At 66.4% G+C, this 21,264-nt stretch carries 15 protein-coding genes and 1 pseudogene; 5 read left to right on the top strand and 11 right to left on the bottom strand.

Annotated elements, in window-relative coordinates; genetic code table 11:
* Nucleotides 1-146 precede the first annotated feature (146 nt).
* From ACS5PM_RS10500 to ACS5PM_RS10535, 8 genes and pseudogenes are all read right to left on the bottom strand, one after another.
* The gene (locus tag ACS5PM_RS10500; RefSeq protein ID WP_439387560.1) at nucleotides 147-3,332 is read right to left on the bottom strand and encodes a type I restriction endonuclease subunit R; all 3,186 of its coding nucleotides are present in this window, start codon (nucleotides 3,330-3,332) and stop codon (nucleotides 147-149) included.
* 109 nt (nucleotides 3,333-3,441) lie between these two features.
* Nucleotides 3,442-4,746: an McrC family protein gene (locus ACS5PM_RS10505; protein ID WP_439387561.1), complete on the bottom strand. Its 1,305-nt coding sequence runs from the start codon at nucleotides 4,744-4,746 to the stop codon at nucleotides 3,442-3,444.
* Complete coding sequence (locus tag ACS5PM_RS10510; RefSeq protein ID WP_439387562.1) at nucleotides 4,743-7,310, bottom strand: DUF8426 domain-containing protein; 2,568 nt, start codon at nucleotides 7,308-7,310, stop codon at nucleotides 4,743-4,745. The genes ACS5PM_RS10505 and ACS5PM_RS10510 overlap by 4 nt, the downstream gene beginning before the upstream one ends.
* Entirely contained in the window at nucleotides 7,307-8,527 is a 1,221-nt protein-coding gene (locus tag ACS5PM_RS10515; protein ID WP_439387563.1) for a restriction endonuclease subunit S, read from the bottom strand. Before ACS5PM_RS10515 ends, ACS5PM_RS10510 begins: the two co-directional genes overlap by 4 nt.
* A gap of 118 nt (nucleotides 8,528-8,645) precedes the next feature.
* Nucleotides 8,646-10,198, bottom strand: a pseudogene (locus ACS5PM_RS10520) (class I SAM-dependent DNA methyltransferase).
* Between the two features lie 10 nt (nucleotides 10,199-10,208).
* Nucleotides 10,209-10,817 (bottom strand): hypothetical protein, encoded by a 609-nt coding sequence (locus tag ACS5PM_RS10525; protein ID WP_439387564.1) that lies wholly within the window; start codon nucleotides 10,815-10,817, stop codon nucleotides 10,209-10,211.
* The gene (locus ACS5PM_RS10530; protein ID WP_439387565.1) at nucleotides 10,814-11,842 is read right to left on the bottom strand and encodes a hypothetical protein; all 1,029 of its coding nucleotides are present in this window, start codon (nucleotides 11,840-11,842) and stop codon (nucleotides 10,814-10,816) included. Before ACS5PM_RS10530 ends, ACS5PM_RS10525 begins: the two co-directional genes overlap by 4 nt.
* 5 nt (nucleotides 11,843-11,847) lie before the next feature.
* Nucleotides 11,848-12,666, bottom strand: a complete 819-nt coding sequence (locus tag ACS5PM_RS10535; protein WP_439387566.1) for a hypothetical protein — start codon at nucleotides 12,664-12,666, stop codon at nucleotides 11,848-11,850.
* A gap of 227 nt (nucleotides 12,667-12,893) precedes the next feature.
* On the opposite strand from ACS5PM_RS10535, the gene ACS5PM_RS10540 reads away from it, so the two are divergent.
* Nucleotides 12,894-13,988, top strand: a complete 1,095-nt coding sequence (locus ACS5PM_RS10540) for a hypothetical protein (protein WP_439387567.1) — start codon at nucleotides 12,894-12,896, stop codon at nucleotides 13,986-13,988.
* 190 nt (nucleotides 13,989-14,178) lie between these two features.
* Nucleotides 14,179-14,955 (top strand): hypothetical protein, encoded by a 777-nt coding sequence (locus tag ACS5PM_RS10545; protein ID WP_439387568.1) that lies wholly within the window; start codon nucleotides 14,179-14,181, stop codon nucleotides 14,953-14,955.
* Nucleotides 14,956-14,995: 40 nt separating this feature from the next.
* Here the strand turns inward: ACS5PM_RS10545 and ACS5PM_RS10550 are convergent, their stop codons facing one another.
* Together ACS5PM_RS10550 and ACS5PM_RS10555 are read right to left on the bottom strand one after the other, a co-directional pair.
* Entirely contained in the window at nucleotides 14,996-15,673 is a 678-nt protein-coding gene (locus ACS5PM_RS10550; RefSeq protein WP_439387569.1) for an NUMOD4 motif-containing HNH endonuclease, read from the bottom strand.
* Between the two features lie 153 nt (nucleotides 15,674-15,826).
* Complete coding sequence (locus ACS5PM_RS10555; protein ID WP_439387570.1) at nucleotides 15,827-16,561, bottom strand: hypothetical protein; 735 nt, start codon at nucleotides 16,559-16,561, stop codon at nucleotides 15,827-15,829.
* A gap of 426 nt (nucleotides 16,562-16,987) precedes the next feature.
* Here ACS5PM_RS10555 and ACS5PM_RS10560 point away from each other — a divergent pair, with 426 nt between their 5' ends.
* The gene (locus ACS5PM_RS10560; protein ID WP_439387571.1) at nucleotides 16,988-17,455 is read left to right on the top strand and encodes a cyclic nucleotide-binding domain-containing protein; all 468 of its coding nucleotides are present in this window, start codon (nucleotides 16,988-16,990) and stop codon (nucleotides 17,453-17,455) included.
* Between the two features lie 204 nt (nucleotides 17,456-17,659).
* Here ACS5PM_RS10560 and ACS5PM_RS10565 read toward each other — a convergent pair whose 3' ends face one another.
* Nucleotides 17,660-19,657 (bottom strand): monovalent cation:proton antiporter family protein, encoded by a 1,998-nt coding sequence (locus tag ACS5PM_RS10565; protein ID WP_439387572.1) that lies wholly within the window; start codon nucleotides 19,655-19,657, stop codon nucleotides 17,660-17,662.
* A gap of 39 nt (nucleotides 19,658-19,696) precedes the next feature.
* On the opposite strand from ACS5PM_RS10565, the gene ACS5PM_RS10570 reads away from it, so the two are divergent.
* Nucleotides 19,697-20,689 carry a KpsF/GutQ family sugar-phosphate isomerase gene (locus ACS5PM_RS10570; RefSeq protein ID WP_439387573.1) on the top strand — a complete coding sequence of 331 codons (993 nt, stop codon included), beginning with the start codon at nucleotides 19,697-19,699 and terminating at the stop codon, nucleotides 20,687-20,689.
* Nucleotides 20,689-21,258, top strand: coding sequence for a KdsC family phosphatase (locus ACS5PM_RS10575; protein WP_439387574.1), 570 nt, complete (start codon nucleotides 20,689-20,691; stop codon nucleotides 21,256-21,258). Before ACS5PM_RS10570 ends, ACS5PM_RS10575 begins: the two co-directional genes overlap by 1 nt.
* Nucleotides 21,259-21,264: the final 6 nt, after the last annotated feature.

The raw sequence follows: 21,264 nt of genomic DNA on the forward strand, positions 1-21,264 counted from the left end.
CATCGTCGCTGGGCGTCGCGCTAGGTCGCCGATGCCATCAATGTCTTGTTGGACGTTGACAGCTTGGGTATTCCGCAAGACGGGCGACGGCGAAACTCGAATCCGACTCGCGTGCCCAGCCGCGAAAGTCCAACTCTGCTGCCGAGTTACCCGGCCCAGTCTTCACCCAGCGCCTCCGCCTGCTGCAGCACCAACTCGACAGCCGCCTCGGCGGCATCCGGCGGGTACTTGTACTTGCGCAGGACCCGCTTGACCATCAGCCGCAGCTTGGCCCGCACGCTCTCCCGCTGGGACCAGTCGACGCTCACGCTCTGCCGCAGGTTCTCGGTCAGCTCATGGGCGATCTTCTTCAGCGTCTCGTCGGTCAGCTCGCGCACCGCCGATTCGTTGGTGGCCAGCGCGTCGTAGAAGCGCACCTCGTCGTCGTTCAGTCCGAGTTGCTCGCCACGTGACGCTGCCTCGCGGAACTTCTTGGCCATCTCGACCAGCTCTTCCATCACCTGGGCTGTCTCGATCGAACGGTTCTGGTAGCGGGCGATCACGTTGCTTAGCAGCTCGGAGAACTTCCTCTCCTGAACCAAGTTGCGGCCAAATCGGCTCTTGATCTCGCCCTCCAGCAGCCGTTCCAACAACTCGACCGCAAGGTTGCGCTCGGGCAGGCTTCTCACTTGGGCCAGGAACTCGTCGTCAAGCAGGCCGATGTTCGGCTTGTCCAGCCCGACGGCGTCGAAGATGTCCACCACGCTGTCGGAGACCACCGCCGAGTCGATGATCTGGCGGATCGCCAGGTCGCGTTGCTCGTCCGTGCGCTTCTTCGCGACGATGTCCTTCTTGGTCAGGATGACCTTCACTGCCTGCATGAAAGCCACCTCCTCGCGCACAGCCTTGGCCTCGTCCAGGGTGCAGCAGAGGGTGAAGGCTTTGCTCATCGCGAGGGCGGTGTCCGCGAACCGTTTCTTGCCGTCGCGGCCGCCTTCGGTTTTCAGGCCGAGCACGTGGTTGGCGGCCCCGGCCAGCGTCTTGTGCCCGCCGGTCAGGAAGCCGCTGTAGTCGAAGCCGTGCAGCATCGCCCGTAGCACGTCCAGCTTCTCCGCAAGCACAGCGTAGGCCTCGTGGGCGTCCACGGTCGGCCGGCCGCGCCCCTTGCTGGCCGTGTACTCCTTCATCGCGGCCTTGAGCTCGTTGCCGATGCCGATGTAGTCCACCACCAGGCCGCCCTGCTTGTCTTTGAATACCCGGTTCACCCGGGCGATCGCCTGCATCAGGTTGTGGCCCTTCATGGGCTTGTCGACGTACAGGGTGTGCACGCAGGGCGCGTCGAAGCCGGTCAGCCACATGTCGCGCACGATCACCATGCGCAGCGGGTCCGCCGGGTCCTTGAAACGCTTCTCCAGCCGCTTCTTGACCTGCGCGCTGTAGATGTGCGGCCGCAGCAGCGCTTTGTCGCTGGCCGAACCGGTCATCACGATCTTGACCGCGCCCTTCTCGGGGTCGGTGTCATGCCACTCGGGCCGCAGCTTGACGATCTCGTCGTAGAGCTGCACGCAAATGTCGCGGCTCATGGCCACCACCATGGCCTTGCCGGATTGGGCTTTGCTGCGCTCCTCGAAGTGCGCCACCAGGTCCGTGGCCACGCTGGCCACGCGGGGCGTGGCGCCCACCACCTTCTCCAGCGCCGCCCAGCGGGTCTTCAGCCTTGCCTGCGCGCTCTCCTCCTCGTCCTCGGCCAACTCATCGACCTCGTCGTCGATGTGCGGCAGCTCCTCCTCCTTCAGGCTCAGCTTCGCCAGCCGGCTCTCGTAGTAGATGGCGACGGTGGCGCCATCCTCCTTGGCCTGCTGCATGTCGTAGACATGGATGTACTCGCCGAAAACGGCCTGGGTGTCGCGGTCGTCGCTGCTCACCGGCGTGCCGGTGAAGGCGACGAAAGTGGCGTTGGGCAGCGCGTCACGCAGGTGCTGCGCATAGCCGACCTGGTAGCGGTCCACCGTGTACTCGGGCGGCACGAAATCGGCCGCCAGCGCGCTGCTGGCGCCGCCGCCATCGCCAGTGGCGATGCCCCTGCTGCGCACCTTCACCGTCTTCAGCTTGGCCTCGAAGCCGTATTGGGTGCGGTGTGCTTCGTCAGCGATCACCACGATGTTGTGGCGGTCGGACAAGACTGGGAACACATCCTCGTCCTCCCCCGGCATGAACTTCTGGATGGTGGCGAAGACGATGCCGCCCGAAGGCCGGTTGGTCAGCTTGGCCCGCAGATCCTGCCGGGTCAGCGCCTGCACCGGTTGCTCACGCAGCAGGTCCTGCGCCAGGCTGAACACGCCGAAGAGCTGGCCATCCAGGTCGTTGCGGTCGGTGATCACGACGATGGTGGGGTTCTCCATCGCCGGCTCCTGCATCACCCGGGCGGCGAAGCAGGTCATGGTGATGCTCTTGCCGCTGCCCTGGGTGTGCCAGACGACGCCGCCCTTGTGCGTGCCGCCAGGCCGCGACGCGGCGACGACCCGCTCGATCGCCACCCGCACCGCGTGGAACTGGTGGTAGCCGGCGATCTTCTTGACCAACCCACCGTCGTCCTCGAACAGCACGAAGTACCGCAGGTAGTCCAGAAGGCGCGCCGGCGCCAGCGCGCCCCGCACCAGGGTCTGCAACTCCTGGAAGGGGCCGAGCGGGTCGAGCGTTTCGCCGTCGATCGTGCGCCAGCCCATGAAACGCTCGCTGTCGGCTGAGAGCGAGCCCATCAAGGCCTCGCTGCCGTCCGAGATCACCAGCACTTCGTTGTAGTGGAAGACGTCGGGGGTCTGCTCCTTGTACGTCTGGATCTGGTCATAGGCCTTCCAGACGCTGGCGTTCTGGTCGGCCGGGTTCTTCAGCTCCAGCAACACCAGTGGCAGGCCGTTGACGAACAGGACGACGTCCGGCCTGCGCGTGTGGTGCAGCCCCTTGATGGTGAACTGGTTGACGGCCAGCCATTCGTTGCGCGCTGGGTCTGCCCAATCGACCAGTCGCACAAAGTCGCCTCGTGTGTCGCCACCCTTCTGGTACTGCACCGGCACCCCACCAACCAGAAGGCGGTGAAAGCGTTGATTGGCGCTCAGCAGGGCCGGGATGCCGAGGTCCAGCACCTGCTTCAGCGCGTCTTCCCGGGCAGTCAGCGGGATTTCGGGGTTCAGCCTAGCCAAGGCTTGGCGCAGACGGCTGGTCAGCACGACCTCGCGATAGCTGCTGCGCTCGGGAGCTGGGCCGTCGTGGGCGATATCGGGGCCGTAGAGGCGACCATAGCCCTCCTCGGCCAACCAGCCCAGTGCCTCCTCTTCGAGTTGGTCTTCGGTCACGGCAATCTCCTCGGCCGCGCAGCTAGCGCGCCGCTGCCTCGTTTGGCATGAATCGTAGCCGGCTACTGCACACAGAGGACGTGTCGCGATCGCGCTCATGGGGCCTTATCTAAAGGGCAATGGCAGCGTGCACGACCTGATGCACCTGGCGCAGCGGGATCTGAAGACTATCCCAACCGATCAGGCGGTCCGCATCAAGATCAAACGGCAAGACGTGAAGCGCAAGGTCCGAGTCGAAATCGAACGGCGGCAGCGGCTTGGCGAAGGACTCTGAGCGGGGGAACACCAACGCCATCTCGCCTTGGCCAGCCAGGTACTTGTGGCCGTAGGCAAAGAGTTGATAGAAGTCTGCCTGACTGAGGCCGTACTTGCCCGCTCGGTCGCTGCCATCCAGGCGCTTCCACTTCATATCCAGCACCCAACGTTGTCCCCCAGCTCGCAGCAGCACGTCCGGCTCCAGCTGGAAGATGGGGCTGCCGCCATGCAGGCAGAGTGACTCGCTGCTGGCTGGTGTGCGGATGTCTACCCACGAGGCTACCTGCCGCCGCAGCCAGGCCGCCACGTAGCGCTCGAACAGCTTTTCCATCGGGAATAGCAAGCTCAGACCAAACTGCTCGCCCAGCACGGCCAACGGCATGTGCCGATTCAGGATCAGCTCGCACCACGGCTTGACGGCCTGGTAGTGGGCCATCAACCGGTCGGTGCCCCAGGCGCGGAAGTCTTCCCGCAGTCGCCGGCTAGGTGGTACTTCGGCCAGCCGAAAGCTCAGCTCCTGAGCCAAGCGCCAATTCTCGGGCTCCTGGGTGGCCTGGCGCACCCGGTCCAGGGCCAGGCGCAGCAGGCGGTTCTCAGGCCGATCGGGTGAGTAGATGTCGTGCCGAACATGGAAATGGTGATCCCTGCCTGGCGGCTGGCGCATCTGGGCCACCAGGTTCAACTGGCCGCGCAAGAACGGGGTCTCGTCTTCTACGCGTTGGTACTCGAAACGCAGACCGCGCTTCACCAGCAGATCGAGCTCGCTTAGAAAGCGCTGCATCACCCATTCGGACAGGGGCGCGTCGAAAAGTTCAAGTGGGGCTGGCCCCACCTCGCGGGCGGGCAAGTCCAGGGTGGCCTGGATCATCTTGCGCAGCAACGCTCGGCAGTCCTTCAGACTGTCGGTGTGCTCGTGGTGTTTGGGCAGCACCTCCAGTGTCGTGCCGCAGGGCGTTTGCAGCACGCCCACATAGTTGTCCAGCCGCAGCCAACGGCGCCCCTCCACTTGAACCAGGCTGACGCCGGCACGCGAGAACGAGGCATTCAGCTGACAGAGATAGTCGAACGCGCTCGCTCTCACTTGCGCGCGGTCCAGCGAAGCGTCAACCGGCTCGGTGGTCAGCCGAGCGTACTCACGGACGCTGATGACCTCGTTCACGCTGCTGCGGTGTGGTCCATCACCCCGAGGTAGCTCTCTGGGTGGTCAAACGCGATGTCGTTGATCAGCCAGGCTTGGCGACTGCGAGAGACGTTCACGTCGTCGCCGAACAAGCTCGCCGTGTCTTGCGGTCGGGCCTGAACAAACTGGAAGGCCTTGGCCGGCTTTCGGTGGTCGTTCAGCACCCACTGGATCCGCTGCCAGTCCTCGAAGAAGTACTCCTGCAGCAGCGGCAGCACTTGGTTGCGGAAGATCGCCGCCAGGAGTTCGATCTTCGGCTCGGCCCTCAACGCCATGAAGTTGGCATGGCCCAGGCAGTGGTCACGGTCCAGCAGCGCCTCGATGCGCTGATTTAGGGTTCGTAAGAGCTGCCCGACCGAGATGCCTGCCACCGTGACCGCATCGAGCAAGTCGGGCCGCGGAGGCATCTCCCTAAAGACGAATCGTCGACGCAAAGCCACGTCCAGCCCGGCGAGGGACCGATCGGCGGTGTTCATCGTTCCGATCAGATAGACGTTGGCGGGCACGCTGAAGGGCTGTCTGGAGTAGGGAAGCACCACCTCCAACCCCTCGTCAGCGCCAGCGCGCTTGGAAGGTTCAATCAGCGTGATCAACTCGCCGAAGATGCGCGAGACGTTGCCGCGGTTGATCTCGTCGATGATCAGCACGTAGGGCTCCGGGGTCGGATCTAGCGTGGTCGGCACGTCGGCGAGCGTCACACCCTCCGCTTTCAGCGCCTGAAGCAGGTCCGGCCAATCGACGCGCGACAGCGGGTACACCGTCTGCTGCGTCAACTGAACACCCTTGTTCAAAGGCAGGATGTTGAAGTCGATGCCTGTCGTCAGCCAGTGGACCGGCCGCCTGTGGACGTAGTCACTGCGAACGCCCTGGGGGACCTGCGCGGCGTACTCATAGTCGCCGCTGACAACGCCGACCGCGCAGATCGAAGATGTCGACGACAAGCAGACGACCACGTCACCTACCGCGATCTCGTGGGCAAAGTTCAGAAGCGACGCTTGGTCCTTGGGGCCAAGCTTCAGCGCTGGGTCGGCGAGGTTTGCATTGCGCAAGTCACCCGCTTCTGCCCAACCGATGCGGGCCTCGCCATGCGTCAGGCAGTACTGGCGAGTGTGGTCTGAAGCGTTGGCGTCCTTGATCGAAATCTTCCACACCCTCGCCGCACTGCGGACGCCGATCTTCGCCTCCAACTGTCGATTGCGTTTGGCATCTTGGCAAAGCTCCGCGAACACGCCCTTCTCGACGCGGTAGCGAATGGCGCCAGACGTTGCCTCGTCGTCAGTCTCCGTTGTCGCCCGAATGCCCTCGACGAAGTCCTCGTAGCTGAAGCTCTGGTGGAAGGTGACAAATCGGACTCGCCTGTCCTTCACCAGCGCGTCGAAGCGCGCCTTGAGTGCCACCCGGTCGCCGACATGTGCAGCCAGAAACGTTGGATCCAGAACTTTCAATGCGGCGTCGACCGTCGTGTACGTCTTGCCGGTGCCCGGAGGACCGAAGAAGATCTGGTTCAGTGGCGGCTTCGGCATGGTCAGCGCCGATGGCATCGGCAAAGGTGGCACAGGGCTGTCAGTGGCGCTACTACCCTCAGGGTCGTCGTACGCGTCCAGCAGCTTCAAGAGATCAGCCCGTGAGGCCACCTTGACGCTGGCCGCTGGGTGACCAAGTGCCAGGCTGGGAGCATGTGTGGCCAGCCCGCTGTTGCGCTCTCTGTCGGCGGTATAGAGCACAGGGTCAGACACGAGGTAGCCCCGGGCGGGCTTCAGCCAGTCACCCGGCGTCAGGAAGAATGTCGGAGTAGCTGTCTCGCGAATCAAGGCCAGTTCCAGGCCGTCGCTGTTGCGGAACCCTGCGATCTTTTGCGCCGGCGCCATGGTGGCTTTGAAGCGATCGGAGTCCTGCAGCAGCGCCAGCGCCTGCTCGCTGGTCAGCTTGGCCGACTCCACCGTCTCAACTCGCGCCCATAGCTCATCGCCATAGGCGAGTAGCGCGCGCTCGCCGCGCTCCGCCGCCAAGGCTGCCTGCATCTGCGCACAGGTCTTGTGCGGCGTTCCCGGTTTGCGCGGGCCAAACAGCGTTTCCAAGCTCTCGCGGCTGAAGACGGGAACGATGCTCGGTTGAACCCGATCCTGATACAGGAAGGCGATCTTCCACTTGGTGGCGTTGCCGAGGTCTGCGTCCTCGACTGCCGCCAGATTGCCAGCGCGCGCAGCGCTGGCGACCTCGACGATGATGTCGCGGACGGCCGTGAATGCCGTTTCACGGGTCTCGCCGTACTTGGCGGCCCAGGCGTATTGGGCGTCGTAGTGAATCGGCCGCTTGCTGGTCTTGTCGACCTGGTTTTTGCGTGAGTAGATGCCGAACTTGAAGGCCGAGCCGCCCCAGATCGACCCCAGGTCTTCCGTCGCGGTTTCCAGCCAGTAGACGAAGCAATCCTTGTCGCCAGCGGTGGCGTACTGGGGTAGTGTCATTTCGCCCAATGTCTCGAGAGGCCAGCGCGTCAGGAAGTCGTCCCAAAGGGCCTGTCTCTCATTGATGGGTCGAGTCATGCGATGGCCTCATTCAAGGTGGTCGCGGCGTCGGGCAGGCGAACTTGACCGGAAATCAGCCGGGGTAGAAGGGTGTCGCGCACGGCGGCGAGTGTCTTGGCCTGGGCGGAGTTCTTGTGAATCCTCGCCCAGAGCGGGCGTACAGCATCATCGAACGCCAGTTGCAGCGGTATCGGGGGCGCCAGTACCGGGTATGAGGGGAACTCCTTCAGCGCGATCCGATTGACCGTAGCGCCGTGGATCGTGTGCTTCTCGAGCCAGCGCTGGAAGGGTGCGGCCGTGAACTGGTGAAACCAGAAGTGCGCTGCGCCATCGACGGCATGCGGTCGAATGAGCGCCAGGCGGCGCCCCAGGCAACACCGCAAGTCTGGCGGGATCAGGGCGAAGAAGCCTAAGGTGGCTTCGTAGCTGAAGACGATGTCGTCGGCCCGAGGCGTGACCCGGCGTGTCCACTGCGGCCAATCGCTCTCGCTGATGTGACGGATCTCGTCGAGATCCAGGCCAGTGCCGGTGAGGTTCTTGATGCCCAGGAAGATCGGCCCCGAGTCGGCCTCTGCTGGCGTGGCGTGCGGGCCGTCGTAGACGGCCGAGACCACGTCTTGAATGGGTCGACGCGACCAGCCGGCAGGCCGCTCGCCCTCGTCCCCGACGTCCAGACGATCTGGAAACAGGGTGGCGGTGGTCTCGTCCATGCCTTCGGGGGCGCGGCCTTCCAACTTGGTGCGCACGGGGTCGAAATCGACGAACCACGATTTGAACAGCGCCTGGGCGATGGCTTCGAGGGTGGCGTTGGTTGAGCGCAGGAGGGCGATGCGCTCGTCGAGCGCACCCAGCATCTCCACTATCTCGAGTTGAACCGCCAGTGGTGGAAGTCTCAGCGGAACCGCAGAAAGAATGCCGGTGTTGAGGTTGGGCATCGTGGCGCCAACGGCATGCCGAATCAGCCAGTCTTTGACTTCTGGCTGACGCAAGAAGTAAGAGACAAAGCTCGGGCTGGCTATTGAGCAACGGCCTAGGCGCACTTTCAGACATCCAGTGCCACACAACCAGCCGCTTTCGAAGTCGCGGACTAGGGCATTCTTTGTCACGTCTCCGCGCCGGCTAAAGACGATGTCTCCGGTCTTCAGCTTGTGTTGAGCTAAGCGCTCTACATCGGCGGCGCCAATGCGGGCAATACCGCCGACATCTATCCCGCCTTCGCCAATGTTGGTTGGCATGACTACCGGCACACCTACCTCGGTGTAGTCGGAAGTGTGGAGTTGGCTGCCGAAGGGCCCCGTCTGAACTGATCCGCCCTGCTCTGCGCACAGATCGCCAAGTGTGAGTTCACGCCATTCAGAACTCATATCCCAGCCCCCCCAGCCTCTGCCGGATCGACTCGTCCAGTTCCGCTCCCTTTGCCATCTGCTCGCCCAACTTCTCGGTGAGCTTCTGCATCTTCTCGGCGAAGGCGTCGTCGTCGTCCTCGACCTCCTCAGCGCCCACGTAGCGGCCCGGCGTCAGCACATGGCCGTGCTGGGCGATCTCGGCCAGCCTCACGCTGCGGCAGTAGCCAAGCTCGTCGGCGTACGCATCGGCTCCGGACTTGCCACGCCAAGCGGCCACGGTAGCGCCGATTCGCTCAATGACTTCGTCGCTCAGCTCGGCCTGCACGCGGCTGATCATGCGGGCCAGCTTGCGGGCATCGATGAACAGCACCTCGCCCTGACGCGCCTGCTTCTGCTTGACCAGGAACCACAGGCAGGCCGGGATCTGGGTGTTGAAGAAGAGCTGGCCGGGCAGCGCCACCATCACCTCGACCACGTCGGCGTCGACCATCGCGGCGCGGATCTGGCCCTCGTTGTTCTGGCTGGAGCTCATGCTGCCGTTGGCCAGCACGATACCGGCACGACCCTCGGGCTTCAGGTGGTGCAGCATGTGCTGCAGCCAGGCGTAATTGGCGTTGCCCTGCGGCGGGTCGCCGTAGACCCAGCGCGGGTCGCCTTCTAGGCTGCCGTGCCACCAGTCGCTGATGTTGAAGGGTGGGTTGGCTAGGATGAAGTCGGCGCGCAGGTCGGGGTGCTGGTTGCGGGTGAAGGTGTCGGCCGGCTCGCGGCCGAGGTTGAAGTCAATGCCGCGGATGGCCAGGTTCATGGCTGCCAGGCGCCAGGTGGTGGGGTTCGATTCCTGGCCGTAGATGGCCACGTCGCCCAGCTTGCCGCCATGGCTTCGATGAACTTCTCGCTCTGCACGAACATGCCGCCCGAGCCGCAGCAGGGGTCGTAGACCTTGCCGTGGTGCGGCGCCAGCACGGCCACGAGCGTCTTCACGATGCTGGCAGGGGTGTAGAACTGCCCGCCCTTCTTGCCCTCGGCGCTGGCGAACTGGCCCAGGAAGTATTCGTAGACTTGGCCCAGCACGTCACGGGCGGCGGACGGGTCTTCGCCGAAGCCAATGGTGGAAACCAGGTCGACCAACTCGCCAAGCTTGCCGTCGGGCAGCTGGGCGCGGCCGTAGCGCTTGTCGAGGATGCCCTTGAGCTTGGGGTTTTCGACCTCGATGGCAGTCAGCGCGTCGTCGATGCGCTTGCCAATGTCAGTCTGCTTGGCGGCGGCGCGCAGCGCCCCCCACCGGGCGGCCTCAGGCACCCAGAAGACGTTGACGGCCTTGTAGTAGTCGCGGTCTTCCAGCTCGGCGGCCAGGTCTTCGGCGCTGGCGTCGCCGTAGTAGTACTCGTCGGCGGGGTCGGCCAGCCGCCTTTGCAGCTCGGCGCGGCGGGCGGCGAAGGTGTCGGAGATGTACTTCAGGAAGATCAGGCCGAGCACCAGGTGCTTGTATTCGGCTGCGTCCATGTTGGCGCGCAGCTTGTCGGCGGCGGCCCAGAGTGTTTTCTTGATGTCGTCGAGCATGGGCGTAGTGTCAGCGCTGCGGCGGGGTCAGGTGGCGTAAAGAGGCAGAGGTGGGCGACGTCGCGGCCGCGCCGAACGCTGATGGCGGCCGCGGCGAGTTGGACGCGGTGCGAGTGCTGGCGAGCACGCGGGAGCAGCCCAGGCTGTGCCAGCCGCGGCGCTGCAGGCCGGCGACGCGCCGCTCGTGGTCCCGCGACGCGAGGCGCAGGGCCAGCAAGAAGTAGACGACTGGAACGCCCAGGCCCAGCCAGGCGATGCCCAGTTTCTCGTTCAGCACGAGCCCGAGTACCAGCGCGTGGCCGGCCAACACGGGCAAGCTCCACAACGTGGCTGCCCTGGCGCCGTAGCGCCAGGCGAGCAGCGGCCAAGTCAACGGGCCCACCGCCGCGTACAGCGCCGCCACCCAATGGCGTGCGCGAGACGCGACGCGGAGCCGCTGGAGCTGGCGGCTACGCCCGAAGGTTTCGACCTCGACCCAGGTACCGTCCTCGGGCGCGCTGGGCGGCGGAACAATCGGCTTGCGCCGGTCCACCCACCAGCGGCTTGCGCCGTACAGCAACGCACCACGCAGAAGGCCCAGCATGCCAAGGACGGCCAGTACGCCCAGGACCTTGCTCATGAGCGGCCTTGTGCTGGCGGTTCAGGCGGCGCCCACGCCAGCACCCGCGCCTGCAGGTCTTCGCGCAACTGCAGCATGTGCTGGGTCGTATCGGCCCCTTGGGCGTGCAGATCGCGGCAAAGGGCCGCGCGCGAAGAGGCCACCTCCCTGCCGGCCGCTACCAACGTGCCTGTGGCCTTCGCCAGGCTGGTGACGACCTGCATCTGGCTGGGCGGCAGCACCCGGCCCGCCAGCCTGGCCTGGGCCAGCGCCTTGACGGACGCTGGCAATGGGGCCAGCCACTCGACGCTGCGGCTGGCCACCTCGGCCGCGTTGCCGGGGTGGCCCAAGCACAGCAGTACCTCTGTACGTGCGGCGCTGAAGGCCATCAGCCAGCGCAGCGTGTCCAGCACTGGGGGGCTGGCGAGCAGCCGCAAGCGGTCGCGCTCGGTCAGGTCCGCCCTCGGGGCGCCTTCCAGCGGCAAGCCTTGGCTGGCCACCAGGTGGAGGGCGACCTCGGTCAGCTCGGCGAGGAGGGAGTCGGCCTCCTGCCAGTAGCGGAGACGCTCGGCCGGCGCGCTCAGGCTGAAAGCGTCTTCGGCGCGGCGCAGTGCGTGGCTGCAGCGGCCCATGAACTCGGCCTTCTGGAGCATCGCCACCGAGTTGATGCTGGCCGCCACGGCGTCGACCTTGGACTCCACTCGTCGCAGGCTGTGCAGCACCATGGCGAAGCCGCCGACCGAGATGCCCAAGTTCAGAACCGAGGCTGCGGCGCCGATGCTGGCCACCATTTGCACCTGCTCGACCATGTGCTTGAGCTCCAACAGCTGCAGGTTGCCGGCCACGCTGCTGAATGCGGTCAAGGGCTGGGAGACCAGGCCGAGGCCTTGCTCGAACACCAGGTTGCTGAGTTGCTGTGTGGGTTGCAGATGGGCCAGGATCTGGCGCGTCGCAGCGTCCTTGACCACAGCTCCGTCGACGAAGGCCGATTTGGCGTCCACGGCCGCCAGCAGCCAGCCCGGGACCTGCATGAGGTGCAACGACACGGCGCTCACTCCCGTTCGGCCAGTTGGCGGCGCATCTCGTGGGCGCCGAGCAGCAGCAAGGTGGCCGGGATCGTCTTGCGGTAGGAGGTCGACATCGCCGCGTTGGCAAGAAACGCCGCCGCTGCCGGGGCGGACAACAGCGCACCACCCACCGCGGCCGCGCCGCCGGACGCGACAAGCTGGGCGCCGGACAGCACGCCGAACACCCGAACCACGACCCACAGCCCGATCTGGTAGAGCGCGCCGCCCATCAAGCCGCCAAGCGCCAGCGTGGTGGTGCCGCTGGCCAGGGCCAGCGCGCCGGCGCCGGAGAGCAGCCCGGTGCCGATGCCTGTCGCCAGCGACGTGGTGGTGACATGACCCAAGCCGGCCTTGGTCGCCTGCTGCCGGGTCAGCCCGGCCGCGGACGCCAGCTCGGCGTCGATCTGGTCGGCCAGCTTCTGCTTGTCCTCGTCCTTCATGGCCGCCCAGGCGTCACGAGCGCGCTCGTCGAAGAAGCGCAGGATCACCCGCTCCAGCTCCGCCTCGCTGATGGGGTCATCCATGTCGAAGGCCGTCCAGCCAATCCCGGGCTTGAGCTTGTCGGCGACGTCGATGAGGATGCGCTTCCAGGGCAAGTCATGGCTGTCGCGCAAGAGATTGCGCAACGAGTGGCCATGCACGGCGCGCCAATCTGCGCTGATCAGGGCCACCTTCAGCTCATGAGGCACGGCGTCGAATTCTTCGTCGCCGCCTTCGCGGCGCAGGGCCGTGACCCAGATCGAGCGCAGTTCCGCGTCATCGAGCTCTCGCAGCAGCTGGAACAGGCGATCGTTGTAGGGCATGTTGGGTGGTGGGTGGCCGTGGCTCACGGCCCTTGCCGAGTTGATGCGCTCATTCTGCAGAGCCACAAGCTCATGGGGTGATCTGGACGAATCTCCAGGCCGGTGCGCAGGCGTTGAGGAATGAGAGTCGCACAGATTTTGCCGGGCAGTGATCCGAACTTGACCTGGAGCTAACCAGCCTGTCGGATGGCAACATGCCGCTCCCAGCGGGGGAAGGAGGCAGTGGTATGAATGTTTTCGCAGCAACTCCAGGCGGTCGCCGGGTCAGCGTGGATGACGTTGCACTGCTCGAAGCGTCAATGAGATTGCTGCAGGCCGGTATTCACCTGGCGGAGAACGGCTTCGGCCGGCTTGCCTTCCTGCCCTACGTGGGGGGCGCGGGCTACTGGCGCTGCGAGTTCCACGTTCTTGGCCACCCGAGCCGTGTGCTCTACCGGTACTCGCAAGGCGCGGGTTCTCGCTACTTGGCGGACCACGCCGGCGGAACGGTGCGTCGGGACATCATGCCGGAGGCGCTCGCCAAGGCAATCATGGTCAGCGTGCCGGAACACCTGCGAGAGCAATGCGTGGGTGATGTTGACCCTGCCTACCTCGCCTGGTTGAGGGAGTTTCAGCGCCGCCTGGAAAGCGCACCCTGCGTGCCGCTGGCCTTTCACGAGTTCTCCGAAGACACCTCTCGCTGGGAGATCCGGCCGTTGGAGCGGCTGGACCAGCCCGGTGAAATGGTGGCGCCGCCGCCGGGCTATGTGCATCCCGACGACGAGCGCCCCGTCGGGGAAGACCCGTTCTGGCGCGAGCGACTCGATGCTTGGGACGTGTTGGCCCAGGAGCCCTCGGTGGCGGTGCCGACCGGGATTTTCGACGACTGCCGGGATCTGGATGACATCGCGGGCCGGCTGTCCCAGGAATTGCAGGGGTTGACTTCCGGGGAGGCGGGCGAAGCCTTCCGTCGGGCATTAAAAGCGGCGGTGGTGTCACTGCGGCTCGGCTCCGGCATCAACGCCCAGGAGCTGCTTGCAGCACTGAGGGAATCGGGCCTGGAGCCTTGCCTGGTTCGAATGGGCGACAACCAGGTCGTCGGAATGGCTCTGGCCGGCATCGAGCATGAGCTGAGTGAAGCGGAGTTCGAGACAGAACGCTTGGCCCGGCTGGTGGCCGCGCTTCAGTTAATGGGTTTGCAACCCGACGCGGCGACGTTGAAGTTGGTGGAGGCCATGTGCGCCGGGGCCCTGGTAGAGGCCTTGCTCGCCGAGCGCCAACGCGACAAGTTCGCTGCACAGAAGGTGGCGGCCAACGTCATTTGGCAGGCCAAGAAGGGTTGACGGCCAGCTTGACACCCGGTTGACGAGTCAAGTGTCAGTCCCGTGTCGTGCAGCGGGCTTGTGCGAGACGGCAAGAGACCAAATGGACGCCGTTGCTGGCGTCAGCCACGCGCCACTTGGTTGACACGCTGGAGCACCTCATTTCACGAGCGCTACGCCGCTTCAGTGGTCGTGCGCCGAGCATCGGTGCATGTGGAACGAGAGCTTTGCCATCGCGCGCATCAGGCCAACCCTGGACGATTGGCCACCAGCAGCGGGCGTCCAGTACCGCGAGCTGTGCGCCAGCCAGCGCCACTTCAATTGCCGGCCGCTCAGGGCAATGCTTTCGACGCAGGCATGCGCAGACAACGTGAAGGTCGGCAGGCCCAGCTGCCATGGCTGCGGCGTAGGCGCGTTGCATCGGGTCGAACACGCCGACGCTCCCTGCGAAGTGCCGACCCGACGGCCATTGCAGAGCGAGGGCGCACCACCTCTGCGGTTCGATCCACCACCGCGGCGTCAGCATTGCGTCCGGTGTTGGACGCAGCCAGGTTCTCGCGACCGCGGTGGCCTCGTCGTCGACGCGATTTGTGTGAGCTGCTTCAATCGCGCGCGGGAGGCCCGCGCCGGGAGAAACGCCAAGGGCCATCGCCCGGCGGCGACGCGCGTCGAGCGCCTCGCTGTGGGCGTGATCGCGGGCCCCCGCTACTGGCTAGTCAGTGTGGAGGTCGCGTTCGGCGGCTGGCGCGAGCGGTCGTTGCAGCCCTTCCGGGAGCTGGAGGAAGGGCTGGACTTGCGCTGGCCAACTCAAGAGCCGGCGATCGAGGGCATCGCCTGGCTTGTGCCGCAGTGGCAAGCCGACGCCGCTCACGCCGGCGCGCCGTTTGGCGCAGCAGGGCCGGTGCGGCGAGCTCGGCCCTCGCCGTTGCTGCCGCGGCGCGTTTCGGTGTCGGACGTCTCCGGCTGGCGGGCGCTCGAAGTTCTATAGAGCGAGGCTCGGCAGGCCGCCTGTGGGCGTCCAAGGTCGGCTACCCTTTTGTTCCCCCTGAGCGGTCGGTACAACCAGGCCGGCGCCGGACGGGTGGAACCGGGCAATGTGCCCATGTCCTGCCGATCACGGCCGCGTTGATGGTCTTGACAGGCCGATCCAGCATGGCCGCAATGCGAATGTCGCTGTGGCCGCCAGATGCCTGCTGGCGAGCCCAGGCGACCTCCGCCATCGTCAGGGTGGCGCTGTGGTTCCGCTCGCCCAAGGGAGCGCGACCGTGGCGCCGCATGTCGTCGTGGTTCTCCAATGAAGTGCCATATGCGAGGTTGCTGGCCCAGTTGCAGGTCTTGCTGCCATTGAGATGGCGCCGCTCCATGCCGCTAGGGCAAGGGCCATGAAACGCGTCGCAAACGAGGTGGTGCACATACCGAGTGGCGCCGCGGATGTTCAGGGCAAGGTAGCCCACCTTGAGCAGCGTCGGCCGCAAAATGCGGCCGGACATCCTGGCCGAGCGGCCGCCGCGCTGGATCACCCGGGGCAGGCTGCGCACTTTGCCGAAGCTCGACACTTGGTAGCCAGGCAGGCCGGGAATCGGCCGCCATGCCTCGATTCCAAAGAGGGACGAGCAACGAAGGTTGGCCGACAGGGCGATGTGATTCCTGTCGGGCGGCGGGCTGGGCAGGCTTGCTGCGGTCTGTGACGGTTCGAGCTTGTACAAGGGATTCTCCGGTGTGTGGATGGCCCCGCCGGCGAAAACCGGCATGGCGGGGCAGGGCCAACTCGCGGGGGGATCCGCGTGCTGCCGGCACGCGAACGTTGCTGTCACGACTGCCTCGCGGGACGTCTTGAGCGCCGACGGGCCCGTTTGCGATCAGTCGGTGAGCTGGGTGTACGCCGCCAGATTGAAGGTGGTCCGGGTTGGCTTGGCCGTGCCGTTGTTCCACGAGGCCTGATCGGATGGGCTCGCGGCAGGGAGGTGATCGCCCACCAGGAACCGAGCCACTTCGTCTGGCGACATCGACAAGGGCATCGCGCGTTCGCCGAAGACCTTGCGTACCTGGGCGGCCAGGACGACGCGTACCGCGCGGCCCTTCGTCAACCAGTACACGGCCTGATGCTGGATGGCTGCCACAGTTTCGCGATGGCAGCTCGCGAGCATGCGCACCTGGGCCAGCGCCAGTGCACCCTCCAACTGGGAAGGTGCCTGGCCTTCCGCCGCAACGATGGCGAGCTCCAACTCGGCCAGGCAATCATCGGTGCCGCCCCCTTCCCTGTCCCCTTGAGCCGCGTGGCGGTGAAGAATCGGCCAGGCGAACCTCAACTTGTCATAAGCATCGGCGACGGTCAGCCGAGAGGGTCCTTCGCCGCACGGCCGGGCGACCGCATCTTCCAGGGTGTCGATCGCGCCAGTTGCCTGCTTCAGCAGGTCGCCAATACGAAACTCGGTCAGCGAAGCAGCCCGGAGCGGCTTGACCGCCTCGCGATCCGTCGGCGGGTCCAGTGCCTCGATGCGGCGCAGGAGCTGCTCCAGACGCTGCTTCAGGCCCAGGTTGCCAACAAGAATGACGCGCGGCGCTTCGGCCCGGCGGTCGGTGGAATCGTTCATCGCATTTTCCTTTGTCATCGCGCCTGGGCGTGCCCCGAGCGGCGCGATGAACGTGGGTGTGAGCCGCCGGGGATCAAGCCGGCGGTGCTCGGGGCACGGCCGGACGATGGCGTCACGACTTGGCAGCGGTCGGGGCGGTCGCCGAAGGCAGGTGGGCTTGCTGTGTCCACGGCTGTGTCCCTTTCGGGTGGCGGGCTCGTCGACAGCCCTGTACTGGCGCGGACTTGCGATTCAATAGCCGCTTCTGCATCGGCAAGTAGCCCGCGCAAGACGACGAGCGGCACCCCGGGGCCGACGAACGCCACTTTTTGCGGTTGTCGGCCGTCGAACCGTCTGCTGATAATGGGTTGCACATCCACAACTGCCTCGTGCGGCGGCGTGCGCCCGGGAGGCCGCTGCACCCAACGCCTGGAGGGGGTCACATCCATGGCCGTCGAGATCCTTCTGCAAGCCATCCAGACGCTGAACGCCGAGGACGCGTTCCGTGCCCGGCTCGACCTGAGCCAGTGGCGCCAGCTCGCCACCTTCATGCAGCAGTTCAAGCTGCGGGCCGGCGACACGCTGATCCGCTTCCGTGACATGGACAGGGTGATGTACCTGCTCGAGAGCGGCACGCTGCAGGTCTACGTGCCGGATGCCGGGCCGGTGCGCCGGCCGGTGGCCATCCTGCGCCCGGGCGCCGTGGTGGGCGAGCCGACGCTGTTCGCGGAAACACCGCGCATGGCGCAGGTCGAGGCCATGTCCCCCAGCGTCCTGTGGGGCCTGACCCGCAACCGCTTCGACGAATTCGCCCAGCGTCAGCCGGAGATGGCCATCGAGTTCCTCCGCGCTGCCGGTGCGGTGATGGCCGAGCGCATGAGAGCGAATCTCGAACGAGGCATGCCGGCGGCGTGAATTGGCCCCCACGGCCCCTGCCGGGGCCTGCCCCCCGAGGGGGCTCGCGCAGCGGACCGGCGAAGCCGGATCCGCGCACGCCCTGGGTGGGAGCGGCGCTGCGCGCGCTCAGAAGGCGTCGCTGACCTGACAGAGGGCGCAGTGGACCCGTCTGCCGCAGGATCCGCGCCCGCCCTTGGAGGGCCGGCGCGGCGCGCGCGCCGGCTAGCCTGAGAGCAGCTTGGATTCGGCCAGTGCGAGCGTCTCGGGCAGGCCGGCGATCACCAGGGTGTCGCCGCCAGCCAGGCGCAGCTTGTCGTCGGGCGGCACGGTGCGGCCATCGGCCCGTCGGATGGACACCACGTGCACGTCCAGCGCGTGCAGCGCGAGGTCCGACAGCGTCGATCCGACACTCGCCGCGGCATGCGGCAGGCTGACGGTGCGCAGTCTTTCCTGCTGCAGCTCCTCGGAAGTGTCGTCGTCGGCACCGTGGAAGTAACCGCGCAGCAGCCGGTACCGGGCGTCACGGGCGTCACGCGCCAGGCGGATCACCCGCCGCATCGGCACGCCGACCAGCGCCAGCGCATGGCTGGCCAGCATCAACGAACCCTCGACGGCTTCGGGGACCACCTCGGTGGCGCCGGCCGCGCGCAGCTTTTCCAGGTCCGAATCGTCGATGGTGCGCACCACCACCGGCACCTGCGGCGCGTGCTGGCGAACCAGGTCGAGGATCTTCAAGGCCGATGGCGTGTCGGGATAGCTGACCACCACCGCGCTGGCGCGGGCCAGCCCCGCCGCCATGAGGCTCTGCAGCCGCGCGGCATCGCCGAAGACCACGCTCTGGCCGGCCGCCGCGGCCTGGCGCACGCGGTCCGGGTCCAGGTCCAGCGCCATGTAGGGGATGTGCTCCTGGTCCAGCAGGCGCGCCAGGTTCTGGCCGCTGCGGCCGTAGCCGCAGATGATGACGTGGGCCTCGGTGCGGATGGCCTTCTTGGCGATCGCCGTCAGCGCCACCGACTGCATCAGCCAGTCGCTCGAGGCCAGCCGCATGACGATGCGGTTGCTGTACTGGATGATGATGGGCGTCGCCAGCATCGACAGCACCATCGAGGCGAGCACCGCGCTGGTCCACTGGGCATGGATCAGGCGATTGTCACTGCCTAGCGTCAGCAGCACGAAGCCGAACTCGCCCGCCTGGGCGAGGTACAGGCCGGTGCGCAACGCCACCCCTGGCGCGGCGCGAAAGGCATAGGCCAGCCCGGCCACGAGCGCGGCCTTGGCGACCACCGGCACCAGCGTCAGCAGCAGGACCAGCAGCCACTGGTCCCACAGCGGCCGCCAGTCCAGCTTCATGCCGACGGTGATGAAGAACAGGCCCAGCAGCACATCGTGGAAGGGCCGGATGTCCGTCTCCACCTGGTGCTTGTATTCGGTCTCGGCGATGAGCATGCCGGCGATGAAGGCGCCCAGCGCCAGTGAAAGCCCGGCATGTTCAGTGAGCCAGGCCAGCCCCAGCGTGACGAGCAGCAGGTTCAGCACGAACAGCTCGTCGCTCTTGCGGCGGGCCACGAGGGTCAGCCACCAGCGCATCAGCTTCTGGCCACCCAGCAGCAACAGGCCCAGCACCACGCCCGCCTTGACCAGGGCCAGGCCGAGCGAGCGGGCCATGTCCTCGCCACTGGAATTGAGCGCGGGGATCAGCACCAGAAGCGGCACCACGGCCAGGTCCTGGAACAGCAGCACGCCCATCACGCGACGGCCGTGTTCGCTCTCCAGCTCCAGCCGCTCGGACATCATCTTCACGACGATGGCCGTGGACGACATCGCCATGGCGCTGCCCAGCACGACGGCACCCTGCCAGCCGAGGTCCCATGCCATGCCCAGCCACCCGAATCCGACACCCAGCAGCACATTGCCGGCCACGGCACCCAGGATGGTCAGCGAGACCTGCGACAAGCCCAGGCCGAACACCATGGTGCGCATGCTGCGCAGCTTGGGCAGGTTGAACTCCAGCCCGATGACGAACATGAGGAACACCACGCCGAACTCGGCCAGCACCTTCACCGCCGCCGAGTCCTTGGCGAGCGCGAGCGCATTGGGGCCGATCAGCACCCCGACGACGAGGTAGCCCAGCATGGGCGGCAGCTTCAGGCTGCGGCAGGCGACGACCCCGGCCACGGCGGCAACGAGGTACAGCAGGATGAGCGAAAGGGTCGAGGCCATGGGCTCCTAGAATCCCCCCATTCTGTACCCGGGTCTGCCTTGAACATCGCCGCTGCCAAGCCCTTCGATCCCGATCGTGCCCTCGCCTTGGCGCGCGAGACTTTCGACATCGAGGCCGCCGCCTTGCGGGGAGTGCGCGATCGGCTGGATGCGAGCTTCTCGCAAGCCCTGCAAGCCATCCTCGCCATCCGGGGCCGCGTGGTGGTGATGGGCATGGGCAAGAGCGGGCACGTCGGCCGCAAGATCGCCGCCACGCTCGCATCCACCGGCACACCGGCCTTCTTCGTCCACCCGGCGGAGGCCAGCCACGGCGACCTGGGCATGGTGACTTCGGAGGATCTGCTGCTGGCGATCTCCAACTCCGGCGAAAGCGACGAGATCAATGCCATCCTGCCCGCCGTCCGTCGGCTGGGAGTGCCGATGGTGGCCATCACCGGGCGGGCCGGGTCGACGCTGGCGCGGCATGCCGAGGTCACGCTGTCCTGCGCGGTCGATCAGGAGGCCTGCCCGCTCAACCTGGCCCCGACCGCCAGCACGACCGCGCAAATGGCGCTCGGCGACGCGCTGGCCGTGGCCTTGCTCGATGCCCGAGGCTTTCGCGAACACGACTTCGCTCGATCGCATCCCGGCGGCGCGCTCGGCCGCAAATTGCTGATGCACGTGCACGACCTGATGCGTACCGGCGAAGCCCTGCCCTGCGTCGCTCCCGAGACGGGCTTCATCGACATGATGCACACCATGACCGACAAGGGCCTGGGTTTCGCGGTCATCGTCGAGCAGCAGCAGCCCGTGGGCATCTTCACCGACGGCGACCTGCGCCGCCTGCTGGAGACCGGCGCGGACCTGCGCGCGCTCAAGGCGCGCGAGGTCATGCACATCGGGCCCAAGCGCGTGCGTGCGGATGCGCTGGCGGTCGACGCCGCCGACCTGATGGAGCAACACAGCATCACCAGCGTGCTGGTGGTGGATGAAGCGGGCCTGCTCGTGGGGGCGCTCAACACCAACGACCTGCTGCGCGCGAAGGTGATCTGATGCCGGCCTTGCAGTTTCCACCCGAGCTGCTGCTCAAGGCCCAGGGCCCGGGGTCGGGCCTGAAGGCCGCCATCTTCGACGTCGACGGCGTCTTGACCGACGGGCGGCTTTTCATCGGCGAACACGGCGAGTCCTTCAAGGCCTTCCACGTCCTCGACGGGCATGGCCTGAAGCTGCTGGCGCAGGGTGGAATCGTGCCTGTCGTCGTCACTGGCCGCGATTCACCGGCCGTGCGGCGCCGCGTGGCCGACCTGGGCTTGCAGCATGCTGTCTTCGGCGTGGGCGACAAGGTCGCGGCCGCCGAGCCGCTGTTGGCCTCGCTGGGTGTCGCCTGGCCAGAGGCTGCCGTGATCGGCGACGACTGGCCCGACCTGCCACTTTTTGCCCGAGCGGGTTTTGCCTGCGCGCCGGCCAACGCGCACGCCGAAGTCAAGGCAGTGGCGCATCACGTGACCGCGGCGCGCGGCGGAGAGGGCGCGGCACGAGAGTTCTGCGACCTGCTGCTGGTGGCCGCGGGCCGCTACGCCGGGCTGTTGCACGGCCACCTGCAAACCCTGGACAGCCGCTGAAGGCCA

This window comes from Ideonella flava (genome assembly GCF_051857595.1).
Lineage (GTDB): Bacteria > Pseudomonadota > Gammaproteobacteria > Burkholderiales > Burkholderiaceae_C > Ideonella.

Bases quoted from the DNA above. Each gene is read 5' to 3' on its own strand.
- ACS5PM_RS10560 (WP_439387571.1), top strand. From the start codon at position 16,988: ATGGCCGTCGAGATCCTTCTGCAAGCCATCCAGACGCTGAACGCCGAG.
- ACS5PM_RS10525 (WP_439387564.1), bottom strand. From the start codon at position 10,817: ATGAGCAAGGTCCTGGGCGTACTGGCCGTCCTTGGCATGCTGGGCCTT.
- ACS5PM_RS10545 (WP_439387568.1), top strand. From the start codon at position 14,179: ATGTGGAACGAGAGCTTTGCCATCGCGCGCATCAGGCCAACCCTGGAC.
- ACS5PM_RS10535 (WP_439387566.1), bottom strand. From the start codon at position 12,666: ATGCCCTACAACGATCGCCTGTTCCAGCTGCTGCGAGAGCTCGATGAC.
- ACS5PM_RS10540 (WP_439387567.1), top strand. From the start codon at position 12,894: ATGAATGTTTTCGCAGCAACTCCAGGCGGTCGCCGGGTCAGCGTGGAT.
- ACS5PM_RS10575 (WP_439387574.1), top strand. From the start codon at position 20,689: ATGCCGGCCTTGCAGTTTCCACCCGAGCTGCTGCTCAAGGCCCAGGGC.
- ACS5PM_RS10565 (WP_439387572.1), bottom strand. From the start codon at position 19,657: ATGGCCTCGACCCTTTCGCTCATCCTGCTGTACCTCGTTGCCGCCGTG.
- ACS5PM_RS10510 (WP_439387562.1), bottom strand. From the start codon at position 7,310: ATGACTCGACCCATCAATGAGAGACAGGCCCTTTGGGACGACTTCCTG.
- ACS5PM_RS10555 (WP_439387570.1), bottom strand. From the start codon at position 16,561: ATGAACGATTCCACCGACCGCCGGGCCGAAGCGCCGCGCGTCATTCTT.
- ACS5PM_RS10515 (WP_439387563.1), bottom strand. From the start codon at position 8,527: ATGCCAACCAACATTGGCGAAGGCGGGATAGATGTCGGCGGTATTGCC.